Genomic DNA, 19,580 nt, shown 5'->3' with positions numbered 1-19,580 from the left:
TATGGACGTATCAACATTAAAAATTGTATTTTCGTGGGGAATGCTTAAAGCATCAGATTTAGAAACATATGTGCCAGGTCAAATTTCAGAAGACGATTTTAAAGAAATCACTGGTGAAGAATTTAAGAAGGAAGGTTAGCAAATGCTAGCCTTTTTATTTTGGAGTGATGCGGATTGAAATACTTAAAACAGAATCACTTTTGGTTCTTAACGGGAATGGAAACATTCGCTCTAGGACTATTATTTATATCTAATGGTAACTTTATTGACCGACCACCATCGGCGCCCCCCTTCATAGCTAATGTAGATGATCCACCATTCGCAATAGCACTAATAATTATTGGTCTGTATGTGATGTTCTCGTGTTTCGACGAATTACGTAAGTCTAACAAAGATTTAATCGTATTTCTTTTGTTATTTGTGTGGACATTCTACTTAATAATTTTTTCAATACATGATTTGACTGCACCGGTTTTGTTACCAAAATTCAAAACTATTTTTATTCTATTTATTAACATTCGAATTCTTTTAGAAGCATTTTGGAGTGATCCAGGATAAATGGAACAAGAAACAATCAGAATTTTGATATCAGCTATTGGTGGTGCAGTCATAACTGGTATCTTTGGAGTTTGGTTGCAACGTTTAAAGAATCAAGGTTCAAATGAAAATGTTTATGCAGATCATACTAAAGAGTTATTTGAACGTTTAGATCAGATTACTCAAGAACGTGATGATTTAAAGGTACAGGTTATTAAGTTACAAAATCAGGTTTCAAAGCAGAATAATACTATCGATGCACTAAATAAACAGGTTGGGGTATTAAATAGTAAGTTCGACAAATTTAATGAACTGGAAGAGGAAAAATAGATGAAAATTATTGAAGGATTGCAATTGATTGATGTAGCACAGTTAATGGTAATTGCTATTTTGTGTTATGTCCTAACCAACTCAATCAAAAATACAAAGGTCGTTGATACTAAATGGATGCCATTCGTATCAATGGCGTTGGGATTGGTGTTAGCAATAGTTACAGCTCTGGTATTTCATGATAAGGAAATTGGCAAAGCTATTATTGCCGGTCTGTTAGTCGGCGGTTGGACATCAGGTATGTTTGACGGTATTCAAGGTTTCTTAAACGATGGAGGTACATCAGAATGAAGAAAAAACTAGTTTATATTGTAAGTCTGCTAATTGCAGGCTTATTTTTTTGTACAACTAGTGTAAATGCGGCAAGAACTGATATGGTCGATGTATCTAACCATAACGGCTATATGACAGTATCTAATTTTCAAGATATGCTGAATAATTATGGTGTAAAGTCTGTAGTTACTAAAATCAGTGAAGGCAATTACTATCATGATTACACTGCAGCTAATAATATCTCGACAGCACAACAGGCTGGCTTATATATTAATGGCTACCACTTTGCTAGATATACAACGGTTCAAGGTGCTATCAATGAGGCTGACTATGCTGGTCAAATGGCTAAATCTGACGGTCTACCAATTGGTTCAGTGTTGATCACTGATGTGGAAGCACAAGAACAGAATGGACTCTCACGGGCGACTAACAATGCTAATAATGTGGCCTTCATGAATGAAGTTGCCAAGTATGGTTATCGTTCGGCCGTCTATACTATGTCATCTTGGCTTGGTTCAAAAATGGACGTATCGAAAGGGTGGATTGCCTCTTATCCATATAATGCTAGTGGTAAGCAATGGTACTCAAATCATCATTCATGGCAATGGGGTAGCACATATCAATTCCAAGGATCATATGGTAATTTTGATGTTTCTCAAAACTATGACAACTTCTTCACCGGCGGACAATCACCACTTATTGATCCAGCTTCTACTATTAATAACAACGTAGATGTAAAGGGCAATAGCTACAAAGCATTCACTACCTATAATAATTTGGGACAAGCAAATGTTGGTACAAATGTAATTTCTGGCACATCGTGGAAATCTAATGGAATCACAGTCATAAACGATAAACCATTTTATGTTATCGGTGTTGACACGTTGCTTCCACAGTCAAGTACAACTTTTAATCGTACAGTTATAGTGAACTACCGCTCTGATTATGGCGTTCTTGCGTACAATTCTAAAGGTGAATCAATTAAAGATAGTAATAAAGTATTTAAAGGCGGTACTTCTTGGCAAACTAAAGATAAGTTAGTTAACATCCCTAATATTGGCTACTCTTATCAGGTTGCTACTGATGAGTACATTCCAATCAAGTACGCTCAAGGTTCTGGATATACTGGATAAATTTTAAACGGTAAATGCTAGACAAATTAAATAATATGCGTTAATTTAAAGGTGTTCATTGACGTGGACAATATTATAAATTACCTCGATTTTGAATTAGCCCTGATAGGGTTAGAAAAACCCATCATCTATTAATTTAGGTGGTGGGCTTTTTTATTTGTCTAAAAATAATTAAAAAAAATCATTGCATAGTAGATTGCAAATTTAATTCAATTATTTTTATACAAAAAAATCGCTAGTCAATTAAGACTAACGATTATAATTTGCATTCCCACTTTATTTTTTTCGTGACACACCGATTCATCAAAACTGATAGATGTTTTACCGTTTATGGGTAGAAAAACATAATAAAAAGTAAGGATTTGCGCATATTTTGCGCATATTTCAAATGGGGATTGATATATAGGCTTTTTAAAATCCTGTACTCACCTTAAATGATTCAAAAAAGAACATCTCTATGGCTTTTGTATAAGACCGTAGGATGTTCTTTTTTGTACTTAAATTTCGAATAGTTCTAATTAAAATATTCCATATCTATATGGTTTAAATGATTACCCTTTTGATCATTATGCTATAGGAAAGAATCTATTCAAATAAACTTTAAAACTCAATATTTAACATAGAAACGATATTTCGTGCCAATGTAGTAATTAATACTATATTCATAGTAATCGCTGTCTAACTCTGAAATTTCACGGACACGTTTTAAAAGAGGCTCTTTCTTTTTCATATTCAATAATTCCATGAGTTTAGGAGTCGCATCCACCGCTTCAACATACTCCGTTTGTTGATTTACATGAATATCAAACTTTGCTAGGTATTCATAAAGTGAACCTTTGTAATCAGAAGAGTTTAATGAAAAACCTTTATGATAGGGAGTATATGTTTCAGAATAGGTGATGATTTCATCATCAGCTCCACGAAGACGTTTAAGCGAAAGTAAAGGGGTTCCAACATCAACATTAAGTCTTCTAGCAAACAATTCATTGGCAGAAATCTTTTTGACATGAGCCCAAATGGTTGTGGGCTTTTTCCCAAGCTCCTGCATCTCCTGAGTAAAACTGGTAACAAGAGTATAAGAGGACTTTTGTTTAAGATCCTGTGGTTCTCTTACAAAGGTTCCTTTAGGGCGTTGACGAATAAGGTAACCTTCCTGAACGAGTTCATCTAATGCATGTCGAATTGTAATACGACTAACATTAAACGTTTCTCCAAGTTCCATCTCAGAAGGAATTTTATCTCCATCGATCCATTCACCACTATTTATTTTAAAGCGTAAATTATTTTTTATTTGTAAATATAAAGGTATATCTTTATTCATAGTTAAATCACCTCAAGTGCTCATTGTCATATCAATATAACTATTTTAACCATAACAGTAAATAATGTAAATGAAACCCTTTACATAATACATGCATCGATTTATAATTTGTATTGTAATAATGATATAACAATAAAACAAAGGAGCATTTAATAATGTCAATTTCATTTATAAGAGTTGATGATCGAATAATCCATGGTCAAGTAGTTACAAGATGGCTAAGTGAGGTAGAGGCTGATGGAGTCCTTGCAGTGGATGATGCGGCTGCAAACGATCCAATTATTTCTAAGGTATTAAAAGGTGCGGTTCCATCTGGTTTAAAAGGTTTTGTAATGCCGGTATCAAGAGTATCAAAACGTTGGGATGATATCGTTGGAAGTAGTAAAAGATATTTTCTAGTTGCCAAATCTCCAGTAACATTGATGAACTTGTATAAGGAAGGAGCAGATTTTATTAAAGAGCAGTCTAAAATTAATGTCGGTCCAATGAGTGAACGTGAAGGGGCTAAAAAAGTTGGCCCTAATGCTAATGTAACTGAAGACGAGTTTAAAGCATTCAAATTTTTATCAGAACATGGAGCGGAAGTATATTTTCAATTAGTACCAGATTCTAAAAAAACTTCTTTTGAAGATGCAAGTCAGAATTTTAATAATTAAGAGGTGATTATAATGTTATTAGTTCAAGCAACTTTAATTTCTTTACTTTGTTATTTAGGAGCTTTAAGTACACCTTGGGCAATGGGTATCATTGGTGGATGGTATACACTATCTAGACCGTTGGTTTCTGGATTTCTTATCGGAATAATTGTAGGGGATGTTCCCCGAGGAATTATTATCGGTATAGCTGTTCAAGCTGTTTATATTGCAATGGTAACACCAGGTGGTCAAATGCCAGCTGATTTAAATTATGTTGCCTATCCAGCAATTGCATTGGCAGTTTTATCACATGCATCTACCGGAGTTGCAGTTACATTGGCAACAACAATTGGTGTCATTGGTACGATTGCGTTTAACTTATTCCAAGTTCTTAATTCTTATTGGAATCACCGCTCTGCAAAGGCCATTGAAGAGGGAGATGAAAAAGCTTTTCATTTCAACACGATTTGGGGTCCACAGATATTAAATTTCCTGTTACGCTTTATTCCGTCATTTCTAGTTATTTATTTTGGTGCAGGATTTGCCAAAGAAATGTTAAGTAGTATGCCTAAGTATTTATTAGACGTTATGACCTTTCTTGGAGGTGCCCTTCCAGCATTGGGAATCGTAATGTTATTGACCGTCGTTATTAAAAAGAGTTATATGTGGGTATTTTTCCTATTCGGATTTGTTGCTGTTGTTTTCATGAAATTAAATATGATTGCACTAGCAATGGTTGCCGCCATGATCGCAGTGATTTTTTACTTTGCAACATCAAACAAAGGTAGTAATGATTCAAATAATAGTGGATCCAATACATCTAATGGGGAAGAGGAGGAAGAATTCTAATGAAAAAACAACAATACCAATTATTGGATAAAAAAACTGTTAACAAATCGTATATTCGATGGATTATGTTTAACTTAGTTGCAACTAGTTATGAATTTCTAGAAGCTTTTGGTTTTGCATATTCAATGGAGCCAGTTTTGAAAAAACTATACGACCCTAATTCAAAAGAATATCGTAATGCACTAAAAAGACATTCAATTTTCTTTAACACAGAACCTCAAGTAGGTGCATTGATTAATGGTATTACTGTAGGTCTTGAGGAACAACATGCTTTAGGAAATGAAGATATTAACGGTGACTTTATTAATAGCTTGAAGGTTGGTTTAATGGGTCCCATTGCAGGAATTGGAGACTCAATGATTCCTGGCATGTTGATTCCAATTTTGCTTTCAATTGGTATGGGATTAGGACAAGGTGGAAATATTTTAGGACCAATCTTTTATATCGTAGCTTATGATGCAATTGCATTTTTTGGAAGTCGCTATTTATATTATAAAGGATATGAATTAGGAGCCGCCTCAGTTGATTTATTTGTAGGTGATACTGCCAAAAAAGTCACACAGGCAATTACTGTACTTGGAACTATTGTAACTGGCGGTGTGGCGGCTTCTTACGTAAAGATTGAATTACCAATTAAAATTCAAATGTCACACGCAAGTATTGATGTGCAAAAGATTTTGGATGGTATTTTTCCATCACTTCTTCCATTACTAGTTGTTTTTGTTTCATGGTATTTTATGGCTAAACGTCATGTATCACCGATTAAATTGATTTTAGCTTACTTTGTTATAGCCTTTATTGGATATGGCATTGCATACGGTATTATGGCACTTTAAATAGACAAAGGAGTTTCTAAAATGAAATTATTATTGGTAAGCCATTTGGGTCTGGCTAGTGGAATGATTAAAGCAGCACAGTTTATCGCTGGGAAACAGGGAAATGAGAATCATATTGAATTAGATGAACGTGGAATTGAATCCTTTAAGAAAAGATTCAATGAAGTAATTGAAACGTTTGATAAAAACGAACAAATAGTTCTTGTCTCCGATATTCCAGCCGGATCACCAGGAAATACTGCGTTAGAAGCCTTAATGAAGTCTGATTTCAAATTTGAGTATTTAAGTGGAATGAATCTTGGAATGATTTTAGATATTTTACTATCTGGAAATGCTGCTGGCGCAAAAGATGCAGCAATAGCAAGTATTCAAATTAGTAATGATCAGACTGCAGATGATGAAGATTCAGATGAAGAGTTTTAATTTGCAATCTATTGTTATATCAATATAACTATGGAGGAATTAAAAATGTCTTATGATTTAGCACCAACCACTAAGATTAATGATTATAAAATTGCATTATCTGGATATTCCAAAATCAGTGAATTTTTAAATAAAAAAGTAAACGAGAATAAAAAGAAAAATATAATTCTTGTTATCGAATGTTATCCAGCAACTAATTTAAAAGAATTGCGTGAAGGGTTGATTGATCATCTAAGTCCTCAAAATATTATTAATTCTGATGAAAATGCAATGGATTCTAAAGATTTAAATGAAAAAATTAAAGATACGGTTACAAACGATCGAGTATTTGGAGTTATGTCACATTACCAATTAAAAGACTTTTTCCCTAATGTTGAGAACGTATCAAAAAAAATAGAAACCCTAGATGGATTAACCATTGTTTATGGAACCGGTGCAACGCTTTTAGCCCCTAATTCCGATATTTTAATATATGCCGATATGGCAAGATGGGAAATACAATTAAGATATAGGGCGGGATTACCCAATTGGCGACAAGATAATTCAGAGGAAGATCCGTTAAGAAAATTTAAACGGGGTTATTTTTTCGAATGGCGAATGGCAGATAGATTAAAAAAGGAAGTATTGCCAGTATCTGATTTTGTAATGGATACAAATATGAAAGATGATCCGAAATTAATTTCAAAAGAAGACTTATTAAAAAGTCTGAAGAAACTTACTAAACAGCCATATCGAACAGTTCCATATTTTGATGCCAGCGTATGGGGCGGCCAGTGGATGAAAAATCATTTCAATTTACCTGATAACGGTAAAAATTATGGATGGGCCTTTGATGGGGTTCCTGAAGAGAACAGTCTTTATTTTAAATTTGGGGATATTAGATTTGAAATTCCTGCTATGAATTTGATGCTATTCTATCCAAAACAGATTTTGGGAACCAGGGTATTTTCCAGATTTGGTGCGGATTTTCCAATCAGATTTGATTATTTGGATACGATGCATGGTGGAAATTTAAGTTTACAGATCCATCCATTAACTGAATATATTAAAAATAAATACGGCATGAGTTACACACAAGACGAAAGTTACTATATTTTGGAATCTACAAAAAATTCATCTGTATATTTAGGATTAAAATCTAATATTGACAAGAAACAAATGGAAAAGGATTTTGTTGCGGCTCAAAAGGGGGAAATTAGATTCCCTGATGAAAAATATATTAATAACTTTCCTGCAAAGAAGCATGATCATTTCCTAATCCCAGCCGGGACTATTCATTGCGGAGGACCAGATACAGTTGTTCTTGAAGTTAGTGCTACACCATATATCTTCACATTTAAAATGTGGGATTGGGGACGAATAGGACTAGATGGAAGGCCACGTCCATTACATGTAAGGGAAGGGCTTGATAACCTTCAATACCAAAGGGATACTCAATGGGCCCAAGATCACTTAATCAATTGTTTTAAAGATATTCGAGAAGATAATCATGAAAAACTTGAAGAGACGGGACTGCATTCAGAGTTAGAATTTATCGAAACTGAAAGACATTGGATAAAAGACGTTGGAAACTTTAATACTCATAAAAGTGTGAATATGCTTAATATGGTTGAAGGTGAGAAAGCAATTGTACAGAGTCCAGATAATAAATTTGAACCATATGAAATCCATTTTGGCGAAACATTTATTGTGCCATCAGGAATAGAAAATTATCAAATTAAAAATGAATCTAAATCAGACAAAATTGCTATAATTCAGGCGTTTGTGAGGGATACTAAATGATTAATATAGGACTCGATCTCAGAATTAACACTGATTTAAAATTTGAATATGGAAATGATACATTTGGACCATCACCAGAACTTAGACATTTGAATGATATTAGAAAGAGTCTATTGGATCAAAGCGCATCAGGTCCAGACACTGTATACTCGATTGCAATGGATGTTGGTCGAAATAAAGACTTAGTAGATTTAAAGAATAGGATGTTGCTTTTTGGCGCAGTTGTCTACAATAAGGGACAGATTGGGCGTGAACCTGTTAGAAGCCAAGGACATATACATGCAATTTCATCATCTTGTGGATCATCTACACCGGAAGTTTATGAAATTTGGTCCGGAGAAGCTGTTGTCATGATGCAGCCAAACGCTTCAAATAATCCTAAAGAATGTTTTGCTGTCCATGCTCAACCTGGAGATGTTGTTATTGTTCCTCCATCATGGGCCCATTGCACAATTAATAGTCGTCCTGAAACAGAATTAGCATTTGGAGCATGGTGTATTCGGGATTTTGGATTCGAATATAAAGATATTAGAAAACATCATGGTCTTGCATTTTATCCTATCGTTGCCAAAAATCAATTAGGATGGTTACCCAATTTAACATATAGGGATACTTATCTTATTGAAAAAAAAGCACGAAAATATGAGGATTTCAATATTGAATCTAGAATTCCAATTTATAAACAATACGAAGATGATCATGATAAATTTGATTTTGTAACTAATCCGGATGAATATAAAAATAAGTGGTTCAATTATCGTCCATAACAACGGTGGTCAAAATGAAAGAAATTAAAGCAAATAGCAGATTAAATATCGATGGAACCCTAGTTGGTGATACTAAACAAGGTGAGACTCTTGTTAAAGATATTTCTAGTTTTCTCATGGATTCTAATATCTCCGATTCGGAAGCGTCAAAAGTTGCATATGGTGTTCGTGTTAGTAAGAATGCGGTATCTGAAGGACAGCAGGGTGGTTTATTCTTTGGAGTCTCAACATTAAATGCTGGTTCAATAAATAATGAATATTACTTTACTCGTGGTCACTATCATGAGAAGTTAGATACAGGGGAATACTACTGGGGTATCTCTGGAGAAGGCTTACTTTTATTACATTATCCGGATGATACAGAGACAATAACTAGAGTCAGCCCAGGAAGTGTTCTTTATATACCTGGTAAAGTCGCTCATAGATTAATAAATATCGGTAAAAGTAAATTAGCCGTTGGAGCTGTTTGGCAATCTATTTCAGGACACGCATATTCTCAAACCAATCTCTTTAGAATGCATATTCTAGTTGATGATATAAAAGATTATAGAGTCATTGAAGAAGAAAAATAAAAGTTGAATTCATCATAAGTTAAAGTAAATTGTATGTTAACTAATCTGAAATACAATTCTCCAATTTTGAAAATATGTCGGAATGTTTATTTCAATTTTAATGAAGTTATTTAATATTAGGGTACAAGATTCCAGGTGGGATTTTGTACCCTTTTTTATATTTCAACCTATAGTTTTGTTTAATTTTGTCACTCCCCCGGTGTCAAAATTAAATGTAAACGAATACAGTAATGAAATACTATATAAACGTAAAGAGAAATAAATAAAGGATTAACGGAGGAAATATATTATGTCAAAAAGTATTTTATTAATTTGTGGTTCAGGTGCATCATCAGGATTTATGGCAGCAAATATGAGAAAAGCAGTAAAGAAAGAAGGATTAGATTACAAAATTAAAGCACGTAGTGAGTCAGAACTAGGAGATTATGCAGATGATATTGATGCATTGATGGTTGGGCCACATTTGAAGGCTGAATTTGAAGGAATTAAGAAACAAGTTCCAGACAATGTGAAGGTAATTTTAATGCATGCAGACTATTATTCAATCCTAGATGGTAAGGGTGCGATTGAGCATTTACAAAAGGAACTTGGAGAATAATTTTAAAAGATTAAAAAAGGGGCTTTAAATATGAATAAGTTTATGGATTTTCTAAATAACAAATTTGCTCCCAAAGCTCAAGTTGTAGGAAATAATCAATGGATTGTTACTTTAAAGAATTCAGTCCTTGAGATATTACCCTTCATCCTTGTAGGTTCGGTTGTAAGTTTACTTAATATTCCTGGTAGTTTTTGGAAATGGTGGCCAGACTTTTCACCGGTAAGTAGTTTTACTTTTGGTTTGATTTCTATATTTATTGCTTTCCTAATTCCATTTAACTTTATGGAACATAAAAAAATAAAGAAACAAAGAATAATTGCTGGATTGACCTCATTAGCATTATTTCTGATGTTATTAAATCCAAAGTTTACTGGTGGAGGATCAACAATTTCGTTTAACTTCAGTGAATTTGGTGCGGGTGGTATGTTCGTTGCCATTATTGTTGCAGTAGTTGTCAGTTTAATTATGCAATTGTTTGGAACGTTTTCATTCTTCAGTGAAGATACAGTGATTCCAGATTTTGTTACTTCTTGGTTTGACTCACTTCTTCCAATTGGACTATCGATTATTATCGGATGGCTATTAACCGACGTTGCACACTTTAATGTATACAATGCAGTACAATCGATTTTCAGTCCGTTAGCAACGGGTGCAGACACAATCTACGGATTCACATTGATTCTATTCGTTTATTGTTTTATTTATTCCATGGGTATCTCAAGCTGGGTCTTGACTCCAATTACTCAACCACTAATGCTTGGTGGAATTGCTGCTAATGCAGCAGCCATTGCAGCTGGACATCCAGCAACTCATATCTTTACAAGTGAAGCCGTCTTCAGTGGATGGGCATTCATTGGTGGGGTTGGTTGTACAATGCCCTTAGCAATTATGATGCTGTTTTTATCAAAATCTCAAAGATTAAAGGCGCTTGGAAAAGCATGTATTGTTCCTTCAATTTTTAATATCAATGAACCCCTAGTTTTTGGTACAGTTGTTTGGAATCCATACTTAATGATCCCTCTATGGATCAATGGATTTATTATTCCATTGGTAACGTGGATTGGATTAAAGAGCGGACTTGCAGCAATCCCAAAGGCAGTTATGCAAATGTGGTACATTCCATTCCCAATTTCAACATGGTTAATTAGTCCTCAAGTAGGTTCAATTATTCTAGTTATTATTACATTTGTTATTGCATGGTTTGTTTGGTTCCCGTTCTTCAAAGTATATGACAAACAAATTCTTAAAGAAGAATCACAACCAAAAGAAGAAATGGCTGATTAAATTTATAAAAGATTAGGAGAAACAATTCATGGAAGAAGAAGAGTTTGATAATAAGTCGGTTAAAGATACGATGGAAATCATTATTAATGCAGGTGATGCTCGTGCATTTGTATCTGACGCCCTAGACAATGTTGGGGATTTTGATTATGAAAAGGCAAAGGAAAATATAAAAAAAGCTGATGAAAAATTAGTAATTGCACATCGATTACAAACTAAGAAACTTCAGGAAGAAGCGGAAGGGGAAGACGTTAAATATTCAGTATTATTCACACATGCTCAAGATACGTTAATGACAATTATGAGTGAATACAATTTAGCTAAACACTTAATTACAGTCTTTGAAAAAAGGGATCAGAGCGCCAAATAAAAATCGGATTATTAAGTTAGGAGCATTAGTATGAAAGAAAATAAATTTCCATATTTCCCAAAGGGCTTCTTATGGGGTGGTGCACAAGCGGCCAGTCAAGCTGATGGTGCATACAATGAAGATGGCAAGGGCTTAAATTCCTCAGATGTTCAACCGTATTTAAAAGGGATGTCAAACTCAGAAATCCAAAAATTAGAAACTGATGGAATGAAGATTGAACAAGTAAGGAAAAACGTCAAAGATATAATGGACTATTTTCCAAAACGTTTTGGTATTGACTTTTATCATACTTATCCAGAAGATATAAAACTTCTTGCAGATATGGGATTTAAGAGCTTTAGAACCTCATTGGATTGGTCAAGAATATTTCCCAACGGAGATGATGAAGAACCTAATAAGGTTGCATTAGAGCATTATGATAAGATGATTGATTGTTTATTGTCATATGGAATAGAACCGATTATTACAATGAATCATTATGAAACACCCATTAACATAACTTTAAAATATGGTGGGTGGCCAAACAGACAAGTAATTCAAATGTTTGAGAAATTTGGGAAGACTCTCTTGGATTGGTTTGGTGAGAAAGTTAAGTATTGGATTGTTGTAAATCAGATTAATATGGTCCAAATCGAACCGTTCTTGTCCGTTGGGGTCTGTTCTGATCAATATGAAAACGAAGAAGAAGCTCTTTATCAGGCAGTTCACAATCAAATGGTTGCGGCTGCATGGATAAAGAAATATGCAGTCTCATTAAATAATCCAGATATTCAAATTGGTACGATGGTTGCTGATGGAACGACATATCCTGCTACTTGTAAACCTGATGATGTAATATTGTCTATGCGTCAAAATAGACTTCAATATTTCTTTACAGATGTTCAATTTCGTGGATATTATCCAGAATATGCAAAGAATTATTTAGAACAACGTGGAGATAAGTTGGATATCAAGGATGATGATTTGGAACTATTGTCAAATAACCACATGGACTTTTTGGCAATCTCTTATTATTATTCAAAAGTAGCTGACTCTACAAAGAATTCTTATAAACCATCTGATACTAGCCCGAACCCTTATCTAAGGGAAAGCCCTTGGGGATGGGCGGTTGACCCACAAGGACTATATAATACGTTGAGTCAGTATTGGGATCGCTATCAAAAGCCTATTATCATCGCAGAAAATGGTATCGGGATGTATGACAAGATTGAAGATGGAAAGATTCATGATCCATATAGAAGTGATTATCTAAGTGAGCATATTGAACAAGTTGGCAGAGCAATTAACGATGGAGCAAAAGTAATTGCCTATTGTGCTTGGGGTCCAATTGATATTGTAAGTTGTTCATCTCAACAAATGTCTAAGCGTTATGGATTCATTTATGTTGATAAGGATGATGATGGTAACGGATCGGGTAAGAGAATATTAAAAGATAGTTATTACTGGTACAAAAATGTTATTTCTACAAATGGAAAAGGCATCTAAAAGACGATACACTATTTATTTTAAAAAATATAAATAATGGAGATGTGTCCTTTGCGTAAAAATCATAAATCAGAACTATTGGTTTATCTGCAAAATAACCCTGGGTGGCATACTTCCAATGAATTAGCTGTGGTAATCGGAGTTTCTCAACGTAGCATAAAGCGCTATGCCAAGGACTTAATTGATTCCACAGCTATTTTGGGTAGTGAAAAGGGATATACGATTAATCAACAACAGACGAATCAGATGAATAAAAATGAATCTTTAAACTCTGATTATGGAAGTATAAAACGAGTTCTGATGAATGAATTCACTCAAAAAGAAGGTTTGAATATATATGACTTATCGAGTGAATTATATCTAAGTGAATCCACTGTTCTTAAATTGATTAAAGAAGTTAAGGAGTATGTACTTCAATTTGGGCTTCAACTATCACAATCTGGAGATATATGGAGATTGAATGGTAGCGAGATGAACAAACGCAAACTAATTAGCGATATTCTTTACAGAGAATCACGTCAAACATTCATAGGGAAGGACTCTATCAAAGCTAGTTTTCCTGATGTAGATGTTCAAGCAATTTCAGATTCAATAAATGGACTGGCAATGGAAAGTAATATCTATCTAAACACGTTTGATTTCAATAATATTTTGTTGCATATTGCTATATCTACTCACAGAACTAAAAATGGATATCAACCAATCTCGTCCGACAACAAGGTATTAAGTGATGATGTTAGTGGATCAACCAAACAAGAAAAGAAATTCGGTACGGCTCTAATTACTAGTGTCGAAAAAATCTCACATATTCAGTTCTCGGATGAGGAAAAACACAGTTTAATATTGATCATTCAGTTTTCAATTACGCGTAAACATAGAAATCTTGAAGATTCAATCACCCCCAATACTGCTATGCTTGTAGATAAACTAATTAAATATGTTAATACAATGTTAAACATAGACCTTAGAGTATTAAACTTTAGGGAACAGTTTGCAATACATATTCAAAGACTTTTAGAACGCTCATCTCATGGTTATGTTGAACGAAATCCAATGACTGCCAGAATAAGAAAATCTTCTCCAATAATATACGAATGTGCTGTTTTAATCTCCAATAAACTGGAAGAAACTGAAGATGTTGATATTGAGGATGATGAAATCGCTTATATTGCAATGCACATTGGAAATGCTGTTTCTGAATATATCAATGATCTTCATAAACTCTACGCAGTAATCCTTATTCCTGATTACCAAAGTGATTTAGAGAATTTTACTAGTCAATTAGGTAGGTTATTCAGTCAAGATATTGTAATCGGACAGGTAATTCATGACCCAAGTGAGCTGGTAGAAAAAAAGTTTCCAAGAAGTGTAGACTTTGTAATTCAAGTTAATACAGAAACTCCAATTGATACATACAGATATACAAATATTACACAATTTCTAACTCAGTCAGACTATAAAAAAGTGGGAACACTTATTAAAGAAATAAAACATACCAGAAAGAAAATTAACTTTACCAATAACCTTGAAAAATTTTTTCCAAAGCAAAATTTCATAGTTTCCCAAGAAAAGCTTAATAGAGATGATCTATTTATACAGATAAGCTCGATTCTTGAGAAGAAAAATGTCGTAAAGGTAGGATTTGCACAAAAGCTAATAGCCAGAGAGAAAATGTCTAGTACCGCATTTGGAAGTATTGCCATTCCTCACTCGTTAGAAATGATTGCCTTAAGGACAGAAGGGTTTGTTGTTATTGCCCCAAACGGTATAGATTGGAATTCAGACAATCACAATGTTAAAATGATGTTTTTACTTGCAGTGAACGAAACAAACAAACAGGCTTACAGAAATATATTTGATGATTTCTCACAGATAACAGTTGAGCCTAAAAATATTGCGATTCTATTGAAGAGTAAAACTCACGAACAATTTATTAATACTTTGGTGTCTTTGCTCTAAGATATCACCATGGACAGTTTATTGTGAGAAAATTTCTAGATTAAGGCAACAACTAGTTTATCCAAAGAATCATTGATACTTTATATTATTTATCAAAAAAACACCCCTGTGAATAAAGACACTGGGATGTTTTTTGCTTGAACTTAAATTGGAAACAAAATTATAAAATTAATGAATATTATTATGGATTTTCTTATACCTCACTATGGGTATGTTCATTGAATCTTTATCAAAGAATTAAATTTAATCTTATCTTATCACTCAATATCAGGTATTTGACTGGTTACTTGATCAAGTTCTTGTTTTTGATCGTCAGTTGAATAATATTTAGCCGCTAAATCGTCCAAACTAATAGTATGTTCAGTTTCGGGTGATGGACCAGTTGTACCATCTGGACGTATATCGTTACCAGTATAAAGGACAGTCCAATAGTGAGCAGTATTACCTTCAATAGTATATGGCAGAGTAGAATTACTGCTTCCAGTACCGATCCAGTATCTACCATTAGCAATGTTTATTTGTAAATTAGGTGCTCCAGAAATATCGAAATTTCTATCTAGTTCATAAAGCATAACACCAACCATCTTAGGATCAGAAACTGTTTGAGTTGAACCACTATTACTTTTATTGTTGTCGTTGCTGTTATTAGCATTATTATCATTGCTAGAAGATGTTGTTACGGATGATACATTAGTTTTCTTACCATTAACAATATTTTCAAAACCTGATTTCAGAGCAGTATTCTGGGTAGCAAGTAAATCGGGTGTTCCATTGGTACTTTGATCGACTAAAACAATCGGTTTACCATTATGAAATGCAAAGAAGTAGGTAATATGATTAGGTAATGGTGGTTCAGTTCCGTCATAATTATAAATAGCAACTACGTTATATTCATAATTTCCTTTGCCAGCCTTATTCCAACCGATAGACGCTTTATTACCCTCGACGGTTACATGTTTCAACTCACCGGGATAAGTTGTTCCGGTTGAAGTCTTGAGTGAGTGACTACCATCGTATTTAATGTAGGACTGGTTCATAGTTGGTGCCCATTGATTGATAAATGCTGTCAATTTGGCATCTTTATCACTGTTCCAAAGCTCCTTAGAACTTTTGATACTCGATACTTTTTTATGACTGACTGTAGTAGTTGTCACTTTTTTACTAGAAGAATTATTGGACTTACTCTGACTACTGCATCCGGTTAAAAGAAGGATTCCCAGTAACAGTACAGTCGTTACTTGTGATGTTTTAATTTTCATACTTGCTCGCTTTCTACTTTTAATTTTATTTACTAGAAAATAGTAGCAGAGCACCATGTCACTATTTGGCAATTGCAGGGTTTTACTAATATTGGTCACAAAAAAATGTCACCATCTTCAGATGACGACATTTTATATTTAGGACATATATATTTAAATAAATGTTTCTTCAATAAAAAATTTATCGGAGGAAAAGGTAGGTAAGGCTGTAGAATTCTTGAGGCTGATTGTGACGTAATAGATATCTTTACCGTTAGTAGATCCATTAAATAAAGATAGTTCCTTTTTATCGAGCTTCACTTTCAAAGTCATGGGATCTTGAATGTGATTTAATTCTTCAATGGTTGGTTTTTTAGTGTAAAATCCAACTACTTGAATATCAGCTTTTTTAAATTGGTCGATTATTTGTCCTTGAAATTTTTCTTTAAAAACGTAATATTTATTCATTGAAATAATTCCTCTCATAGAACCAAGTTATTAAAAGTAGTAGTTTCTTTCTGTAATAATCATAATACACTTGGCTTTATGATAAATCGAGGATTGGCGAACATTACAAAATATTAGGAAGAGCTTAGTTATGCAATTAAAAGATATGTATTCAACAGAATTTTTGGAAACCCTAGCTGGCAGTGTTAAAGACTCCTTACCAGAGTTTAAAGAAAAACAATTTTTAGCAGCATGTTTAACAGATGATTGGGAAAGCCTGAAATTAATGGAACGCAGTGATCGAATAGTCTATAGCTTACATGAACAATTTCCAGTCGATTTTGATCAAACAGCCGATATTCTGAGACAGATTGGTCCCTCATTTACAGGTCTAGTGGCAGTCTGTTTACCAAATTATGTCGCCAAGTATGGTTTGGATAATTGGCAAACCTCAATGGATCTTTTACGATTATTGACCCAATATTCTAGTGCAGAGTTTGCAATCCGTCCATTTTTGGTTAAATATCCGCTTGAAACTAGTCAACAGATGTTGCGATGGTCCAAGAGTAACAATACCGATGTCAGACGATTGGCTAGTGAAGGGATGCGTCCTAGATTGCCTTGGGGGATGCGTTTGAAGCAATATATGGTTGATCCTGCTCCGGTCGTAGAAATATTGCATAATTTGATATTTGATAAGACTGAATATGTCCAAAAATCGGTTGCCAATAATTTGAATGATATTAGTAAAGACCATCCACAATTAGTGATTGATTTTGCCAAAAAATATTGGGGCCAACAAACAAGTACTGATTGGGTGCTGACTCGTGGTTTACGGACGCTTTTTAAGCAAGGTGACCCAGTGGTTTTGAAATTATTAGGTTATGATCCACAGGCAGCAGACGAGTTAAAAAAAATTCAATTAAAGTCTGTCGAATCAGAAGTATCTATTGGAGAAAGTTCGACTTTACACTATAATATCACTTCAAAATCGAATTATAATCTTTCAATCTATCTTGGTTATCGAGTTCATTATGTTCGTCAGAATAAAACTGATTCCTACAAAGATTTTTTTCTAAAAAAGACAGAACTTAGATCTAATCATTCACTGACAGGGGATGTGAAGATAAAATGGCGACAATTATCTACTAGAAAAATCTATCCTGGATTGCACAGAATTGATTTGTTGGTCAATGCCAAGATGGTGGATTCGTGCAAAATACAATTAAACAATGAAGAATATTAAACAAAAAACAATCGTTATTGAATGTAAATACAACGATTGTTTTTTTTATAGAAATCATTTTAAATTATTTATAGCATATTCTGCTTCTTCAGGTGTGAATTTTTCACCATATTCAGATGTCAATTGATCTCTAATACCTTCCGGTGACATTGACATATCTTTTTGGTATGATTTTGCTTTTGCTAGAGCATTTTTATTCCAATCTGCCTGTACGTTGTCAATGGCATATTGAGCTGCTTCTTGTGAATATTTTTCGCCATATTCAGAAGTTAATTGCTCTTGTACTCCTAATTTAGACATATGCATAAATCCAGAGTAAGTTTTAGCTTTGCGTAAAGCTGTTTTATATTCTGTTGGTACATTATCAGATTCTTGAATATTGGATGAAGTTTCAGATTTTTCTTCTTTATTGTTTTCTTGGTTAACTTTTTTATTATTTACTTTACTAATTTTATTAGAAGCTTCTTTATTGCTATTGCTACTTGAACCCCCAATACTATTAATACCCATAATAATTATCAGAACAATGAATGACCATATCCAGAATCTCTTCTTTTGATACCATTTTTTCTTTACTGTATTTTTACTATTTCTCATAAATATAAATCCCCTTTAAATGTATTAGGATATTATATCTAGAAAAAATGGTATATTCCATTCGAGTTTGATATATCATGATATTTGAAATGCTAATAAAAACACAAATATTATTGATACAATTTATTTTTTCCATATAAGAGCTTGATAATCTAAAAAATGTTAACGATCGCTATAATTACTATTAAAAAAACAAAGTTATAATAAAGGGCTTCATATATATCAGACACCGTAGTACGTCGTCTGACCGATGAATTAAATGTTCAAGTAAGCCTCTATAATCGTCATAGATACGGAAAATATTCCTCATATAAGAGAACTGTTGGGAAAGTCGCACGCAATGTTTTACATCAACAATTTAATGAAACTGAACCTTTAAAAATCCTCCATACTGACGTTACACAGGTTCGTTTAAGTGATAACAAATGGGCTTACATTTCCGCAATTACCGATGAGGCAAGCAAAGAAGTTCTTGCATTCAAAGTAAATAATAGTCCCAATAGTAAATTAATTATGGATACATTAAATGAATTAATAGCAGTTATACATGAAGGAACAAAACCAATGGTATATTCGGATCAAGGTTGGCATTATCAAGTAAATTACTATACTGATAGGCTTTCTGAAGAAGGATTCATACAGAGCATGTCTCGCAAAGAAAATTGTCTCGACAATGCTCCAATCAAAAGTTTTTTTCACCTATTCAAAACAGAATGTCTTAATGGATTTCTTCCTTGTAAGGATATTAAAGAATTCAGGAAACTTTCAAAGAAGTACATCGATTGGTTTAACAATCGACGAATCTCAAGAAAAACAAAAGGCATGACTCCCCGTGAATACAGGGAGTATGCCTTAGCAGCTTAATAATATTCGATTTTGTCTAACTTTCGTATTGCACTTT

General features: G+C 33.6%; 23 protein-coding genes. 19 read left to right on the top strand and 4 right to left on the bottom strand.

Annotated elements, in window-relative coordinates:
• Nucleotide 1 precedes the first annotated feature (1 nt).
• From IV57_RS12900 to IV57_RS00960, 5 genes are read left to right on the top strand one after another with little or no spacing between them, the layout of a single operon-like run.
• On the top strand, nucleotides 2-139 hold the full coding sequence (locus IV57_RS12900) for an XkdX family protein (protein ID WP_083488840.1): 138 nt from the start codon (nucleotides 2-4) through the stop codon (nucleotides 137-139).
• Between the two features lie 35 nt (nucleotides 140-174).
• Nucleotides 175-558 carry a hypothetical protein gene (locus IV57_RS00975; RefSeq protein WP_057879617.1) on the top strand — a complete coding sequence of 128 codons (384 nt, stop codon included), beginning with the start codon at nucleotides 175-177 and terminating at the stop codon, nucleotides 556-558.
• Entirely contained in the window at nucleotides 559-867 is a 309-nt protein-coding gene (locus IV57_RS00970; protein WP_057879616.1) for a hypothetical protein, read from the top strand.
• Nucleotides 868-1,158, top strand: coding sequence for a holin (locus IV57_RS00965; RefSeq protein WP_057879615.1), 291 nt, complete (start codon nucleotides 868-870; stop codon nucleotides 1,156-1,158).
• Nucleotides 1,155-2,273: a GH25 family lysozyme gene (locus IV57_RS00960; RefSeq protein ID WP_057879614.1), complete on the top strand. Its 1,119-nt coding sequence runs from the start codon at nucleotides 1,155-1,157 to the stop codon at nucleotides 2,271-2,273. Before IV57_RS00965 ends, IV57_RS00960 begins: the two co-directional genes overlap by 4 nt.
• A 607-nt stretch (nucleotides 2,274-2,880) precedes the next feature.
• Here the strand turns inward: IV57_RS00960 and IV57_RS00955 are convergent.
• On the bottom strand, nucleotides 2,881-3,594 hold the full coding sequence (locus IV57_RS00955) for a GntR family transcriptional regulator (RefSeq protein ID WP_057879613.1): 714 nt from the start codon (nucleotides 3,592-3,594) through the stop codon (nucleotides 2,881-2,883).
• 155 nt (nucleotides 3,595-3,749) lie between these two features.
• On the opposite strand from IV57_RS00955, the gene IV57_RS00950 reads away from it, so the two are divergent.
• The 12 genes from IV57_RS00950 to IV57_RS00895 all read left to right on the top strand — a co-directional run bounded on the left by IV57_RS00950 (nucleotide 3,750) and on the right by IV57_RS00895 (nucleotide 15,151).
• Nucleotides 3,750-4,250, top strand: a complete 501-nt coding sequence (locus tag IV57_RS00950) for a PTS sugar transporter subunit IIB (RefSeq protein WP_057879612.1) — start codon at nucleotides 3,750-3,752, stop codon at nucleotides 4,248-4,250.
• 12 nt (nucleotides 4,251-4,262) lie between these two features.
• Nucleotides 4,263-5,078 carry a PTS mannose/fructose/sorbose/N-acetylgalactosamine transporter subunit IIC gene (locus IV57_RS00945; RefSeq protein WP_057879611.1) on the top strand — a complete coding sequence of 272 codons (816 nt, stop codon included), beginning with the start codon at nucleotides 4,263-4,265 and terminating at the stop codon, nucleotides 5,076-5,078.
• Nucleotides 5,078-5,914 carry a PTS system mannose/fructose/sorbose family transporter subunit IID gene (locus IV57_RS00940; protein WP_057879610.1) on the top strand — a complete coding sequence of 279 codons (837 nt, stop codon included), beginning with the start codon at nucleotides 5,078-5,080 and terminating at the stop codon, nucleotides 5,912-5,914. The genes IV57_RS00945 and IV57_RS00940 overlap by 1 nt, the downstream gene beginning before the upstream one ends.
• Before the next feature lie 21 nt (nucleotides 5,915-5,935).
• Nucleotides 5,936-6,337 carry a PTS sugar transporter subunit IIA gene (locus IV57_RS00935; protein WP_057879609.1) on the top strand — a complete coding sequence of 134 codons (402 nt, stop codon included), beginning with the start codon at nucleotides 5,936-5,938 and terminating at the stop codon, nucleotides 6,335-6,337.
• 45 nt (nucleotides 6,338-6,382) lie between these two features.
• Complete coding sequence (locus IV57_RS00930) at nucleotides 6,383-8,119, top strand: class I mannose-6-phosphate isomerase (RefSeq protein ID WP_057879608.1); 1,737 nt, start codon at nucleotides 6,383-6,385, stop codon at nucleotides 8,117-8,119.
• Nucleotides 8,116-8,886 carry a glucose-6-phosphate isomerase family protein gene (locus tag IV57_RS00925; RefSeq protein WP_057879607.1) on the top strand — a complete coding sequence of 257 codons (771 nt, stop codon included), beginning with the start codon at nucleotides 8,116-8,118 and terminating at the stop codon, nucleotides 8,884-8,886. Before IV57_RS00930 ends, IV57_RS00925 begins: the two co-directional genes overlap by 4 nt.
• 14 nt (nucleotides 8,887-8,900) lie before the next feature.
• Nucleotides 8,901-9,458, top strand: coding sequence for a glucose-6-phosphate isomerase family protein (locus IV57_RS00920; protein ID WP_057879606.1), 558 nt, complete (start codon nucleotides 8,901-8,903; stop codon nucleotides 9,456-9,458).
• Between the two features lie 289 nt (nucleotides 9,459-9,747).
• Nucleotides 9,748-10,056: a PTS sugar transporter subunit IIB gene (locus tag IV57_RS00915; protein ID WP_057879605.1), complete on the top strand. Its 309-nt coding sequence runs from the start codon at nucleotides 9,748-9,750 to the stop codon at nucleotides 10,054-10,056.
• A gap of 30 nt (nucleotides 10,057-10,086) precedes the next feature.
• The gene (locus IV57_RS00910; protein WP_057879604.1) at nucleotides 10,087-11,340 is read left to right on the top strand and encodes a PTS sugar transporter subunit IIC; all 1,254 of its coding nucleotides are present in this window, start codon (nucleotides 10,087-10,089) and stop codon (nucleotides 11,338-11,340) included.
• A 28-nt stretch (nucleotides 11,341-11,368) separates the two neighbouring features.
• A complete protein-coding gene (locus IV57_RS00905) occupies nucleotides 11,369-11,707 on the top strand; it encodes a PTS sugar transporter subunit IIA (protein ID WP_057879603.1) in 339 nt (112 codons plus the stop codon).
• 30 nt (nucleotides 11,708-11,737) lie between these two features.
• Nucleotides 11,738-13,192 (top strand): glycoside hydrolase family 1 protein, encoded by a 1,455-nt coding sequence (locus tag IV57_RS00900; protein ID WP_057879602.1) that lies wholly within the window; start codon nucleotides 11,738-11,740, stop codon nucleotides 13,190-13,192.
• Nucleotides 13,193-13,243: 51 nt separating this feature from the next.
• Nucleotides 13,244-15,151, top strand: coding sequence for a BglG family transcription antiterminator (locus IV57_RS00895; RefSeq protein ID WP_057879601.1), 1,908 nt, complete (start codon nucleotides 13,244-13,246; stop codon nucleotides 15,149-15,151).
• Between the two features lie 257 nt (nucleotides 15,152-15,408).
• On the opposite strand, the gene IV57_RS12895 is transcribed toward IV57_RS00895, so the two are convergent.
• Together IV57_RS12895 and IV57_RS00885 are read right to left on the bottom strand one after the other, a co-directional pair.
• Nucleotides 15,409-16,410 (bottom strand): Lreu_0056 family protein, encoded by a 1,002-nt coding sequence (locus IV57_RS12895; RefSeq protein ID WP_083488837.1) that lies wholly within the window; start codon nucleotides 16,408-16,410, stop codon nucleotides 15,409-15,411.
• Nucleotides 16,411-16,563: 153 nt separating this feature from the next.
• A complete protein-coding gene (locus tag IV57_RS00885) occupies nucleotides 16,564-16,857 on the bottom strand; it encodes a hypothetical protein (RefSeq protein WP_057879600.1) in 294 nt (97 codons plus the stop codon).
• Between the two features lie 130 nt (nucleotides 16,858-16,987).
• Here IV57_RS00885 and IV57_RS00880 point away from each other — a divergent pair, with 130 nt between their 5' ends.
• Nucleotides 16,988-18,082, top strand: coding sequence for a DNA alkylation repair protein (locus IV57_RS00880; protein ID WP_057879599.1), 1,095 nt, complete (start codon nucleotides 16,988-16,990; stop codon nucleotides 18,080-18,082).
• A 54-nt stretch (nucleotides 18,083-18,136) separates the two neighbouring features.
• Here the strand turns inward: IV57_RS00880 and IV57_RS00875 are convergent, their stop codons facing one another.
• On the bottom strand, nucleotides 18,137-18,679 hold the full coding sequence (locus IV57_RS00875) for an Ltp family lipoprotein (protein ID WP_057879598.1): 543 nt from the start codon (nucleotides 18,677-18,679) through the stop codon (nucleotides 18,137-18,139).
• A 219-nt stretch (nucleotides 18,680-18,898) separates the two neighbouring features.
• Between IV57_RS00875 and IV57_RS13300 the strand changes: the two genes are divergently transcribed.
• Complete coding sequence (locus tag IV57_RS13300; protein ID WP_157051868.1) at nucleotides 18,899-19,543, top strand: IS3 family transposase; 645 nt, start codon at nucleotides 18,899-18,901, stop codon at nucleotides 19,541-19,543.
• Nucleotides 19,544-19,580: the final 37 nt, after the last annotated feature.

Source organism: Companilactobacillus kimchiensis, assembly GCF_001438805.1.
GTDB classification, from domain to species: domain Bacteria; phylum Bacillota; class Bacilli; order Lactobacillales; family Lactobacillaceae; genus Companilactobacillus; species Companilactobacillus kimchiensis.
This window is presented reverse-complemented; position numbering and strand designations above follow the sequence as displayed.